The following is an 11,560-nucleotide window of genomic DNA, read 5'->3' on the forward strand; positions in this document are numbered from 1 at the left end:
CGTAGCGATGAAGTTCACCTCGATCCTGGCGATCTACTCGCTGTTCTGGGCGATGAGCTTCTTTCTTGTGCTGCCGTTTCGGCCGCGTTCGAACGGTGCGGCGGAGCCCCATGTACCGGGTCAGGCACTGGGGGCGCCGCAGCGTTTCAGTTTCGGCAGGGCCTGCTTCTGGACGACGATCGTTTCCGCCGTGCTGTTCGGCCTGTTCTACGCCAATTATCTCTATGGCTGGATCGGCACGCAGCAACTCGACCTGTTTTCGCCGGCCGACCGGAAGGTCTGAACTGCCTCGTCAGGTCTGTCGGCCGGGCCTAGTTTTTGTAGACCCGGCGACCATGCTTATCGACATAATATTTGCGGCCTGAACGATCGGTATAATATTTCCGATCCTTGGAAACCGCGCCGACCACGGCACCGCCGGCTGCGCCGATCAAGGCGCCTTCACCGGTCGACAGGCCGGGCACGACCGCGCCGACGACCGCACCGCCGGCGCCGCCGATTACCGCGCCTTTTGCGATATCCTTGCCATCCCCGGCATGGGCCGGCGCGGCCAGGGCCAGCGCGGCGGCGACGCCGGCAGCGGTTAAGTGAAAGCTACGCATTGATTTTCTCCAGCGTTCCCGATCGAGGGGGGAACGTGCGAAACGGCGAAGCGATCCGTTCAGGCCCAGCCTTCAAGCACTTGATCCGGCGGGCGATGCCCATCCGCCCACGCGCGGATATTGGCGATCACCTTGGCGCCCATGGCGGCGCGGCCTTCGAAGGTGGCCGATCCCATATGGGGTAGCAGCACGACGTTGGAGAGGGCGAGCAGCCGCTGGTCGACCGCCGGTTCATGCTCGAACACGTCGAGGCCGGCACCGGCGATGCGGCCATTTTCCAGCGCAGTGATCAATGCCGCCTCGTCGACGATTTCGCCGCGCGCGATGTTGATCAGATAGACGTGTGGGGCAAGCAGCGCGAGGCGCCGCTCGTCGAGCAGATGGTGCGTGGCCGAGGTGTGCGGGCAATTGACCGAAACGATATCGACGGTCTGCAACATCGCATCGAGTTCGGCATGGAAGGTCGCGCCAAGCTCGTCCTCGATCACGGCGGGCAGCCGGTGGCGGTTATGATAATGGACGGAGAGGCCGAAGCCGCGCGCGCGACGCGCGATCGCCTGGCCGATGCGGCCCATGCCGATGATGCCCAGCGTCTTGCCGCCGATCCTGTGCCCGAGCATGCCGGTGGGGCTCCACCCCGTCCATTCGCCCGCGCGCACCAGCTTTTCGCCTTCGGCCAGCCGCCGTGGGACCGAGAGGATGAGGGCCATCGTCATGTCGGCGGTGTCTTCGGTCAGCACGCCCGGCGTGTTGGTGACGATGATCCCGCGCGCCCGCGCAGCGGCAAGGTCGATATGATCGGTGCCATTGCCGAAATTGGCGATCAGCTTGAGCCTTGCGCCTGCCGCCGCAATCAGGGCGGCGTCGATCTCGTCGCCCACGGTGGGGACGAACACATCGCTAGCGGCCATGGCGGCGGCCAGTGCGGCGCGATCCATCGGTTCGTCGCCGGCGTTGAAGCCGGTTTCGAACAATTCGGCCATGCGCGCTTCCGTTTCCGGCAAAAGCCGGCGGGTGACGGAAACCTTGGGGCGGACGGGGCGAACGGCATCGGCCATGCCAATCCGCTTGGCCCCGGCGGGCGGCTTCGTCAAGCAGGCTGCTTGAAGGTCGCGGCGGGACGGCTAGAACGGGGCGTGGCCATTTGGATCGAAGCGGGGTTGGGGATGGGTGGAATGAAGCGGATCGCGATCGTCGGGCTGGTTGCCGTGCTGCTGCCCGCCGCTGCCGCGATGGCGCAATCCCGCAAGCAGGTGCCGTATTGGGTTTCGATTTCCGCGCGCGAGGCACTGCTGCGCACCGGCCCCGGCACGCATTATCCGGCATCGTGGAAATATGTCCGCCCGGGGCTGCCGCTCCGCGTGGTGCAGGTGCATGAAGACTGGCGGCGGGTCGAGGATCCCGAAGGCGAGCGCGGCTGGATCAAGGCGATCCTGCTTTCCGAACAGCGCACCGCGATCGTGGTCGGCGAAGTCGGATCGCTCCATGCCAAGCCCGATTCTGGCGCACGCATCAGCTGGCGCGTGGCGCCGGGGGTCGTCGGCAAGATCGGCCATTGCGGCAGCGGCTGGTGCGAATTCGATGTGAAGGGCCGTTCGGGCTATATCGAGACCCGTCACCTTTGGGGCGTTGCCGAAGACGAAGCGGTCGACTGACGTCGGGGCGCACAGCTGGCGGCCGCGCCCTTCGACCCGCTTCAATCCCAGGAAAATGCGAAATTCGACGACGCTGGACTTCGTCGATGCGATCACAGCTGGCTGCTGTTTTAAGTCGATTCGTCATCCGTTCGTGTGGCTGATTGCAAAGTGTGAAACCGCGATAAGCCACGGATTGCCCATGTGTCATTAACATGTAACAATCATCGCTATCATAAAAAGGTTTTGCATGGAGAGAAGGATGCGCGCTCTGATCCTGCTTCCGCTTTTGAGCCTCGCTCTCCCTGCTTGCGCGGCCAGCCAACAGTCGGCGCGCGTGGAAACGGGCTATGAAGTCGGCGCGCTTGGCCTGGCCGCGATCGATCGCGGGGATTGGGAGGCGGCCGAACGCCAGCTCAATGCGCAGCGCGGCGTGACGGCGGATGATCCCGCCCGATTGATTAACCTTGGGCGGGTTTATGCCGCGACCGGGCGACCCGAACTTGCTGCCGCGAGCTGGCAGCAGGCGTTGAATGCGCCGCATCATTATCAGGTGACGCTGGGTGACGGCACGGTGGCGAGCACCGATGAAGTCGCCCGCGCGGCGCTGGCGCGTTACAGCTTCGCCGCGCGCAACTGACGGCAATTTTCTGTGGGAGGCGGCGGCGCGCTGTTATAGGCGCGCCGTCATGATTCTGTTCCTTCGCATCGCGCGCTGTGGCGCCTGAGCCGCTGTTCGCCGTGGCCGGGTTTGTGCTCGGCGCCATTTTCGGCAGTTTTCTGGCAACGATCGCGATCCGCTGGCCGGACGGGCGATCGGTGCTGTCCGGGCGGTCCGCCTGCGATTCGTGCGGCAGCGCGCTTGGCGCCGTCGATCTGGTGCCGTTGGCCGGTTATGTCCTGCGGCGGGGACGCTGCGCGGGTTGTGGCGCGGCGATCGATATCCGGCATCCCGCGATCGAACTGGCCTGTGCCGCGATCGGTGCGGTGTCGCTTTGGGTGGCGCCGGGAATGGCGGGCGCCTTTGGGGCCGCGTTCGGCTGGTTGCTCGTTACGCTCGCCGTGCTCGACGCGGAACATTTCTGGCTGCCCAATCCGTTGGTTGGTGCGCTGGCGCTGATCGGGCTTGCGGGCGGCATTGCTGATGTAGGCGTGGACCTGCCAGCGCGCCTGTTTGGCGGACTTGCCGGATTTGTCGTCCTTTCGGCCGTCGCGATCGGCTATCGCTGGATACGCGGCCGCGTCGGCATGGGCGGCGGCGACCCGAAGCTGCTGGGCGCGATCGGGCTGACTTTGGGGTGGCAGGCCGTGCCGCTGGTGCTGTTCGGCGGCGCGCTGGCTGGGTTGGTGCTGATCGCGATGCGCTGGCTTCGCGGTGATGCCGTGCGGGGCGACCAGCAACTGCCGTTCGGCACGCTGATGGCGGTCGTCGCGTGGCCGCTGTGGCTCGTCGTAACCATGGCTTGACGAACCCGCTCAGGAATCGTCAACCATCGCAGGCTACACTCTGGTTAACACTGCGTCACGGACCTGTCATAAAGCGGCTGTAGCGGGCGGCGAGGGGTTGGTATTCATGCAATTGTCTCTCGACCGGCGCGCACAGCGTCTTTTGCGCCGGTTGCCGCGTTATTCGGTCTATCATCTCGCGGAAGTCGCGTTGATCGCGCTTCTCGCGGTCCAGGGCGCGCGCCTCGTTTATGCCGCGATCACGCCGGTCGATCCGGTGGGCGATTGGCGGGCGGGAGCGGCGGCCGATGGGACGGGTGCGTCCGCCACGATCCTCGGCAGTTTCGATCCCTTTTTCCGGCTGAGCAATGCGCAGGGCCCCGTGGTGATCACGGCGCTCGACATCTCGCTGTTCGGCACGCGCGCCGATCAGGCATCGGGCCGGGGATCCGCGATCATCGGCCTGCCGGACGGCAGTCAGGCGAGCTTTGCCGTGGGTGAGGAAATCATGCCGGGCGTGACGCTGAAGGCGGTGGGCTTCGACAGCATCACCGTGCAGCGCGGGGCGGCCGAGGAAATGGTTTATCTTGACCAGTCGACCCCGGCCGAAGGCGCGACGCCGGCACCGGCCGCCGGTGCGCCGGTCGGGCCGGGGCTGGCGGGCTTGCCGACCGATGCGATGATTGCCGGCGCGCCGCCGCCGCCGCTTTCGCTGATGGACGAGACGCAGGCGACGCCGCGCCTTCAGGGCGGGGCGGTGACGGGCGTGGTGCTGCAGCCCAAGGGCGGTGGCGCCGCATTTCGTGCCGCCGGGCTACAACCCGGTGATGTGCTGGTATCGGTTGAAGGACAGCGTGTGGGCGATGCCGGGGCTGCAAATCAGCTCCAGTCGCGCTTGTCGCAGGGCGGCGAGGTTGCCGTCGAAGTTGAACGAGGTGGGCGCATCGTCGCGCTCCGGGTGAAGGCGGGTCAATGAAGCGTTTGGTTCTGGTTTCTGCTCTGGCTCTCGCGCTGGCATCGCCCTTGCCCGCGCAGCAGATGCTCAACCTTCGCGATGCCGATATCCGGGCCTTCATCCAGGATGCCGCCCGCGTCACCGGCCGCACCTTCATCATCGATTCGCGCGTGCAGGGGAAGGTTTCGGTCGTGACCGATCGGCCGCTTTCGCGCGCGGAATATCTGGAAGTGTTTCTTTCCACCCTGCGCGCCAACGGGCTGGTTGCGGTGCCGACGGCCGGTGGCGCGTTCCGGGTGCAGCCGGCGGATACGGCGGCCGCCCAGCCCGGACGGGTCGGCACGCGGGGCAGTTCCAACAATAGTTTCGTGACCGAGGTCTTCCGGCTCCAGACGATCGACGCTGCTTCGGCGATGGAAACGATCCGCCCGCTCGTCAGCCGCGAAGGGTCGGTAACCGCCAATCGCACCGGCAACGCCGTGGTGGTGGCCGATTTCGGCGACAATATCCGCCGTATCCGCGATCTTCTGAGCCGCATCGACCGGGATGCTGCGACGACGCGGGTGGTGGCGCTGCGCAATGCCGGCGCGCGGGAGATCGCGCAGTCGCTGCAGGCGCTGGCCGGTGCGGCGCGCGGTGGCGGCGGAGACGGCGCGGCTGCCGCGGCGGCGGGCCCCGGCATCTCGGTGGTCGCCATCGACAGTTCCAATTCCATCGCGCTCCGGGGCGATCCCCGCACCGTGGCGCGCCTCGCCCAGATTGCCGAGGATCTCGATCGCCGCGCGGCAAGCGGCAGTGAGATCCGCGTGATCTTCCTCGAACATGCCGATGCCGGGCAATTGCTGCCGGTGCTGCAACAGCTTGTCGGCCAGCCGGTGACGCCGGCTACTTCGTCCACCAAGGCGGCGGCTGCGCCCGGCAATGCCGGCGGCGGGGCGGAGGCGGCGGTCGCGCCGGCTTCCGCCAGCGCGGCGCCGGTGGGCAAGGGGCAGCCGGTGATCGCGCGCTTCGAGGGCGCGAACGCGATCGTGGTATCGGCGACCAGCGACATGCAGCGCACATTGGGCGAAGTGATCCGCCAGCTCGACACGCGGCGCGAACAGGTGCTGGTGGAAGCGATCATCGTCGAGATTTCGGACAATGCGGCGCGCAAGTTGGGCGTCCAGTTCCTGCTCGGTGGGGTGGAAGGCAGCGCCATCCCCTTCGCCGCGACCAATTATTCGAACACGGCACCGAACCTGCTGACCATCGCGGGCGCGATTGGCGCGCGCGATCTCGCGCCGACGACGACGACGGTCGCCACCGATGGCACCAAGACGACGACCACGGGTTCCAGCGAAGTCGCCGACCAGTTGGCGCAGGCGGCGGTCAATTCCATTCTCGGCGCCGGCGGCGGCTTCTTCGGCCTCGGCGGCAAGACCGACAATGGCATGATCTTCGGCGCGATCGTGAACGCGGTCCGTTCCGACACCGAATCCAACATCCTGTCGACGCCATCGGTGATGACGCTCGACAATCAGGAAGCCAAGCTGCTGGTCGGTCAGGAAATTCCGGTGACGACGGGGCAGGCGCTCAGCAATAATTTCGACAACACCTTCCGCACCGTGCAGCGCCAGAATGTCGGCATCCAGCTGGAAGTGAAGCCGCAGATCAACGCCGGCGGCGCGATCAAGCTGTTCCTGCGCCAGGAAGTGAGTTCGATCGCTGGCCCGGTTTCCAACGACAATAGCGAACTGGTGCTGAACAAGCGCGAGATCGAGACGACCGTCACGGTGGATGATGGTGAGATCATCGCGCTGGGCGGCCTGCTGGACGACAATGAGCGCAAGACGATCGAGCGGATCCCGCTGCTGAGCGATATCCCCGTCGTCGGCGAACTGTTCAAGTCGCGCTCGCGTTCGCGGGTCAAGACCAACCTGATGGTGTTCATCCGCCCGCGCATCATCCGCAGCGCTGCGGATGCGCGCTCGCTGGCCGAGCAGCGTTACGGCTATATCCGTGGCATGCAGGCGGCGCAGCGGCCCGAGCGGGAGCCGACCATCGACGAGATGGTGCGCGAATATATGGGCGTTCAGCCGCCGATCCCGGCCGTGACTGGCGATGCGGGCGTGCCCGTGCAGCCGCAGGTGATCACGCCGACGATGCGCAGTTCGACCGAGGTCGTCCGCCCCGTGCCCGTGGCGCCGACCGAGGGGCAACGGTGAAGATCGAACGCGGCAACGAAGCGGCGCGCGCGGACGATCCCTTGCCGCAACTGTCGGCCCCGCTGGCCATTCCCTATGGCTTTGCCCGTCGTTTCGGCGTGGCACTGGCGGGCGGCGCGGATGAACTGACCGTCGCGCTGAAGGATGGCGGCGATGCGCGCGCGCTGATCGAACTGCGCCGCTTTTTCGGCAGGCCGTTCGCGGTGGAGAAGGTTTCGGCCGAACGGTTCGATCGCATCCTTTCCGAAGCCTATGCGATGGGCGGGCAGGAAGCAGCCGACGCGGCCGGGTCGCTCGGCCTGAACGATGAACTGTCGGCACTGGCGCACGATCTGCCGACGGCGGACGACCTGCTCGATTCCGCCGACGATGCCCCGGCGATCCGGCTGATCAACGGCATCATCGCCGATGCCGCGCGCCAGGGCGTGTCCGACATCCATATCGAGCCTTATGAAACCGGCCTGGTCGTTCGCATGCGGATCGATGGCGTGCTGCGCGAAACGCTGCGCATGCCGCCGCATGTCGCCCCGGTCGTCGTCAGCCGCATCAAGGTGATGGCCCGGCTGGACATTGCCGAACGCCGTGTGCCGCAGGACGGACGTATTGGCCTCACTTTGGGCGGCAAACTGCTCGATGTGCGCGTTTCGACGCTGCCGAGCCGAGCGGGCGAACGCGTGGTGCTCCGTATTCTCGACAAGGAGAATGCGGGGATCGCGCTTGACGTGCTGGGCATGCCGCCCGGCATTCTCGCGGTGTTTCGCGACGCGATCGCCGAGCCCAATGGCATCATCCTCGTCACCGGCCCGACCGGATCGGGCAAGACGACGACGCTCTATGCCGGCCTGCGCCTGTTGAACGACGGCAGCCGCAATATTCTGACGGTCGAAGATCCGGTGGAATATGCGATCGAGGGTGTCGGCCAGACGCAGGTCAATTCCAAGGTGGGCCTCACCTTCGCGGCGGGCTTGCGCGCCATTTTGCGTCAGGACCCGGACGTGGTGATGATCGGCGAAATCCGCGATCGCGAGACGGCGGAGATCGCCGTGCAGGCGTCGTTGACCGGCCATCTCGTGCTTTCCACCGTCCACACCAATGATGCGATCGGGGCCATCACCCGCATGCGCGACATGAAGGTGGAGCCGTTCCTGCTGGCCTCCACCCTGCGCGCGGTGATTGCGCAGCGGCTGGTGCGGCGGCTTTGCCCGCATTGCCGTCATGAAGTCCCGGCGCCGGCTTCGGTGGCCGCGCTGCTCGGGATCGCACCGGCAACGGCCATTTACGAGGCGAAGGGCTGCGACCAGTGCAACCACACCGGCTATAAGGGGCGCGTCGGCGTGTTCGAAGCGGTGCGCGTCGACGATGTGATCCGGGGCCTCATCAATGCCGGCGGGGACGAAGCGGCAATTTCCGCCCATGCCTTCCGCAATGCGCCGACGCTGACGTCGGCTGCGCGCGGACTGGTGATCGATGGGCTGACGACGGCCGAGGAGGCGGTGCGGATCAGCCGTCGCGAGGCGGTCGATGCCTAGCTTCGATTATGTCGCGCTCGATACCGGCGGGCGGGAACGCCGTGGCAGCGTGCGGGCCGACAGTTCCAACGAAGGCCGGGCCAAGCTGGAGGCGCGGCGGCTTTATGTCGTCCGCATCGAGCAGGGATCGGAAAGCGCGCCTGCGCCGTCTTTATTGTCGCGGGCGGGTGGCACAGGGCTGAAGCGTCGCCTTTCGGCCAAGCAACTTACCTTGTTCACCCGCCAGATCGCGACGCTCGCGCAGGTCGCGCCGCTGGAGGAAGCGTTGCGGACGATCGCCCGTCAGGCGGAGCAACCGCACGTAAGGCGGGTGCTGGAAGCGGTGCATGGCGGCGTCGTGGAAGGGCGCCGCCTGTCGGATTCGATGGCGCGCGAACCCAAGAGCTTCCCGCCGCTCTATCGCGCGATGGTGGCCGCCGGTGAAAGCTCCGGCACGCTGCCGACGATTTTGGACCGGCTGTCCGAATTGCTCGAACGGCAGGCCGCCGTCCGCGCGAAAGTGCTGACGGCGCTGGCTTATCCGACCATTTTGGCGTTGGTCGCGGTCGGCGTCGTGTTCGCGCTGATGATCTTCGTTGTGCCGCAGGTCGTCGCCCAGTTCGACAGCGTCGGGCAGGAACTGCCGCTGCTGACGCGGATGGTGATCAGCATATCGAGCTTCCTGCAAAATTGGTGGTGGGCGCTGCTGATCGCGTTGGCCGGGCTTGGTGTGATCGGCTGGCGCGCGCTCCGGGAAGACCATATCCGGCTGGCGGTCGATCGTTTCATTCTGGGGGTGCCGTTGATCGGACGCCTGGTCCGCGATCTCCACGCGGCCCGCATGGCGCGGACGCTCGCGACGATGGTTTCCAGCCGGTTGCCGTTGCTCGAAGGCCTGTCGCTGACCACTGGGACCATCCACAACCGTGTGCTGCGTACGGCGGGCAACGATATCGTCGAAGCGATCCGGGGCGGCGGCAGCCTCTCCGTTGCGCTCAGGCGGGCAGGCGTTTTCCCCCCGCTGCTGGTTTACATGACGGCATCGGGCGAGGCCGCCGGCAAGCTGGACATCATGCTTGAGCGGGCGGCGGAATATCTCGAACGGGAATTCGATGCGTTTACCAGCGCCGCGCTATCGCTGCTGGAACCGGCGATCATTGTGCTGATGGGCGGCATCGTCGCTTTGATCGTGCTGTCCATCCTGCTTCCCATTCTTCAGCTCGACACGCTCGCGGGCGTATGAGGATTTCCATGGAACACGTTGAAATTGAAAATGAACGCAAGCTCGTACGGCGTGGGCGTGGAGCGAATGTCGCGCGCGACAAGCGTTCCGCCGAACACGGCTTCACGCCCGTGAGGCGTTCCGCCGAACACGGCTTCACGCCCGTGAGGCGTTCCGCCGAACACGGCTTCACGCCCGTGAGGCGTTCCGCCGAACACGGCTTCACGCTTGTCGAACTGATGGTGGTGATCGTCATCATCGGCCTGCTGACGACGATCGTCGCGATCAACGTGTTACCGAGCGGCGACAAGGCCCGGGTCGAGAAGGCCAAGGCCGATATCGCGCTGCTGGAGCAGGCGATGGAAATGTACCGGCTCGATAATCTGACCTATCCGGGCACGGCGGACGGGTTGCAGGCGCTGATATCGCCGCCCGCCTCGCTCACGCGGCCCGAACGTTACCGCCGTGGCGGCTATGTGAAGAAGCTGCCGGAAGATCCGTGGGGCAACGCCTATCAGTACGCGTCGCCCGGCCAGCATGGCGCCTTTGACATCTACAGCTATGGCGCCGACGGCCGCGAGGGCGGTGAGGCGGACAATGCCGATATCGGCAACTGGAACTAGGCGCGATCCTGCGGTTCCGGCCGTGAGGCGTTTCGCCGAACAGGGCTTCACGCCCGTGAGGCGTTTCGCCGAACACGGCTTCACGCCCGTGAGGCGTTTCGCCCAACACGGCTTCACGCCCGTGAGGCGTTCCGCCGAACACGGCTTCACGCTTGTCGAATTGATGGTGGTGATCGCCATCATCGGCCTGCTGACCGGGGCGGTGGTATTGGCGATGCCCGATCCGCGTGGCGATGTGCGGCACGAGGCGGAGCGTTTTGCCGCGCGCGCCCGCGCCGCGCAGGATGCGGCGATCATCGAGGCACATGAAATGGCGCTGTGGGTTTCGGCGGACGGCTATGGCTTCGAACAGCGCGACCGGCGCGGCTGGCGGCCGATCGACGAGAAGCCGTTCGAGGACCGTCGATGGGAAGGCGCGCAGGCCATTGTCGGCGATGCCGGGCGTGCACGCGTGATTTTCGACACCACGGGCTTTTCCGAGCCGCTGGACGTGACGCTTGTTCGGGATTCCGCGCGTGCCACAGTGCGGATCGAGGGGGACGGCACGATTCATGTCGGCTCCTGATCGTTCCGCCGAACACGGCTTCGCTCCGGTTGTCCGTTCTGTCGAGAACGGCTTCAGGCCCTTTGCTCGTTCTGCCGAGAACGGCTTCACGTCCGCAAGGCGTTCCGCCGAACACGGCTTCACGCTGATCGAACTGATGGTGGCGCTGGCGGTTTTCAGCATTGCGGCGCTCGCGCTGTTGCGGCTGGAAGGGGCGACGTTGACCAGCACGGCCTCGCTTGCGGATCGAACCATCGGGCAGATCGTCGCGCGCAATCTGGCGGTGGAGGCGCTGACCGATCCGGTGGCGCCCAGCTTTGGCGAAACCAAAGGCGTGCAGGAAAATGCGGGCCGCGCCTGGCGCTGGACCCGCCGTTCCATCCGCGCGACGCAGGTAAACCTGCAGCAGATCGACATCGCGGTGGTGGATGATAACGGCCAGCCAGCCGGCGCGCTCACCGTGTTCAGGCCGATGCCATGAACGAGCATCGCGGCGAACACGGGTCCGATTTTACGCGGCGTTCCGCCGAACACGGCTTCGATCTTACGCAGCGTTCCGCCGAACACGGCTTCACGCCCGTGAGGCGTTCCGCCGAACACGGCTTCACGCCCGTGAGGCGTTCCGCCGAACACGGCTTCACGCCCGTGAGGCGTTCCGCCGAACACGGCTTCACGCCCGTGAGGCGTTCCGCCGAACACGGCTTCACGCCCGTGAGGCGTTCCGCCGAACACGGCTTCACGCCCGTGAGGCGTTCCGCCGAACACGGCTTCACGCCCGTGAGGCGTTCCGCCGAACACGGCTTCACGCTTGTCGAACTGATG

The 11,560-nt window shown here is 66.2% G+C and carries 13 protein-coding genes and 1 pseudogene; 12 read left to right on the plus strand and 2 right to left on the minus strand.

Going from position 1 to position 11,560, the window contains the following annotated elements; translation table 11 throughout:
• The first annotated feature begins 7 nt into the window (after positions 1-7).
• Entirely contained in the window at positions 8-283 is a 276-nt protein-coding gene (locus tag CHB74_RS18350; RefSeq protein WP_089220964.1) for a DUF1467 family protein, read from the plus strand.
• 28 nt (positions 284-311) lie between these two features.
• On the opposite strand, the gene CHB74_RS18355 is transcribed toward CHB74_RS18350, so the two are convergent.
• Entirely contained in the window at positions 312-602 is a 291-nt protein-coding gene (locus CHB74_RS18355) for a YMGG-like glycine zipper-containing protein (RefSeq protein ID WP_089220965.1), read from the minus strand.
• Positions 603-661: 59 nt separating this feature from the next.
• Entirely contained in the window at positions 662-1,660 is a 999-nt protein-coding gene (locus tag CHB74_RS18360; RefSeq protein WP_089220974.1) for a 2-hydroxyacid dehydrogenase, read from the minus strand.
• A 117-nt stretch (positions 1,661-1,777) separates the two neighbouring features.
• Here CHB74_RS18360 and CHB74_RS18365 point away from each other — a divergent pair, with 117 nt between their 5' ends.
• The 11 genes and pseudogenes from CHB74_RS18365 to CHB74_RS22540 form a co-directional block, all read left to right on the plus strand.
• The gene (locus CHB74_RS18365; protein ID WP_089220966.1) at positions 1,778-2,257 is read left to right on the plus strand and encodes an SH3 domain-containing protein; all 480 of its coding nucleotides are present in this window, start codon (positions 1,778-1,780) and stop codon (positions 2,255-2,257) included.
• A 241-nt stretch (positions 2,258-2,498) separates the two neighbouring features.
• A complete protein-coding gene (locus tag CHB74_RS18370) occupies positions 2,499-2,876 on the plus strand; it encodes a hypothetical protein (RefSeq protein ID WP_089220967.1) in 378 nt (125 codons plus the stop codon).
• A gap of 77 nt (positions 2,877-2,953) precedes the next feature.
• Positions 2,954-3,703: a prepilin peptidase gene (locus CHB74_RS18375; protein ID WP_245843018.1), complete on the plus strand. Its 750-nt coding sequence runs from the start codon at positions 2,954-2,956 to the stop codon at positions 3,701-3,703.
• 106 nt (positions 3,704-3,809) lie between these two features.
• Positions 3,810-4,658 (plus strand): type II secretion system protein N, encoded by an 849-nt coding sequence (locus CHB74_RS18380; protein WP_089220968.1) that lies wholly within the window; start codon positions 3,810-3,812, stop codon positions 4,656-4,658.
• Positions 4,655-6,841: a type II secretion system secretin GspD gene (gene gspD / locus CHB74_RS18385; RefSeq protein ID WP_089220969.1), complete on the plus strand. Its 2,187-nt coding sequence runs from the start codon at positions 4,655-4,657 to the stop codon at positions 6,839-6,841. Before CHB74_RS18380 ends, gspD begins: the two co-directional genes overlap by 4 nt.
• 41 nt (positions 6,842-6,882) lie before the next feature.
• Complete coding sequence (gene gspE, locus CHB74_RS18390) at positions 6,883-8,370, plus strand: type II secretion system ATPase GspE (protein ID WP_483863797.1); 1,488 nt, start codon at positions 6,883-6,885, stop codon at positions 8,368-8,370.
• Positions 8,363-9,592, plus strand: a complete 1,230-nt coding sequence (gene gspF / locus CHB74_RS18395; protein WP_089220971.1) for a type II secretion system inner membrane protein GspF — start codon at positions 8,363-8,365, stop codon at positions 9,590-9,592. Before gspE ends, gspF begins: the two co-directional genes overlap by 8 nt.
• A gap of 8 nt (positions 9,593-9,600) precedes the next feature.
• The gene (gspG, locus tag CHB74_RS18400) at positions 9,601-10,194 is read left to right on the plus strand and encodes a type II secretion system major pseudopilin GspG (protein ID WP_342746617.1); all 594 of its coding nucleotides are present in this window, start codon (positions 9,601-9,603) and stop codon (positions 10,192-10,194) included.
• Positions 10,195-10,216: 22 nt separating this feature from the next.
• Entirely contained in the window at positions 10,217-10,759 is a 543-nt protein-coding gene (locus tag CHB74_RS18405; RefSeq protein ID WP_425442218.1) for a GspH/FimT family pseudopilin, read from the plus strand.
• Positions 10,746-11,219 (plus strand): type II secretion system minor pseudopilin GspI, encoded by a 474-nt coding sequence (gspI, locus tag CHB74_RS18410; RefSeq protein WP_089217562.1) that lies wholly within the window; start codon positions 10,746-10,748, stop codon positions 11,217-11,219. The genes CHB74_RS18405 and gspI overlap by 14 nt, the downstream gene beginning before the upstream one ends.
• Positions 11,216-11,560, plus strand: a pseudogene (locus CHB74_RS22540) (hypothetical protein); the annotation flags it as partial. The gene gspI and the pseudogene CHB74_RS22540, both read left to right, overlap by 4 nt.

Origin of the sequence: Edaphosphingomonas laterariae, from assembly GCF_900188165.1 — a bacterium.
GTDB lineage: Bacteria > Pseudomonadota > Alphaproteobacteria > Sphingomonadales > Sphingomonadaceae > Sphingomonas_E > Sphingomonas_E laterariae.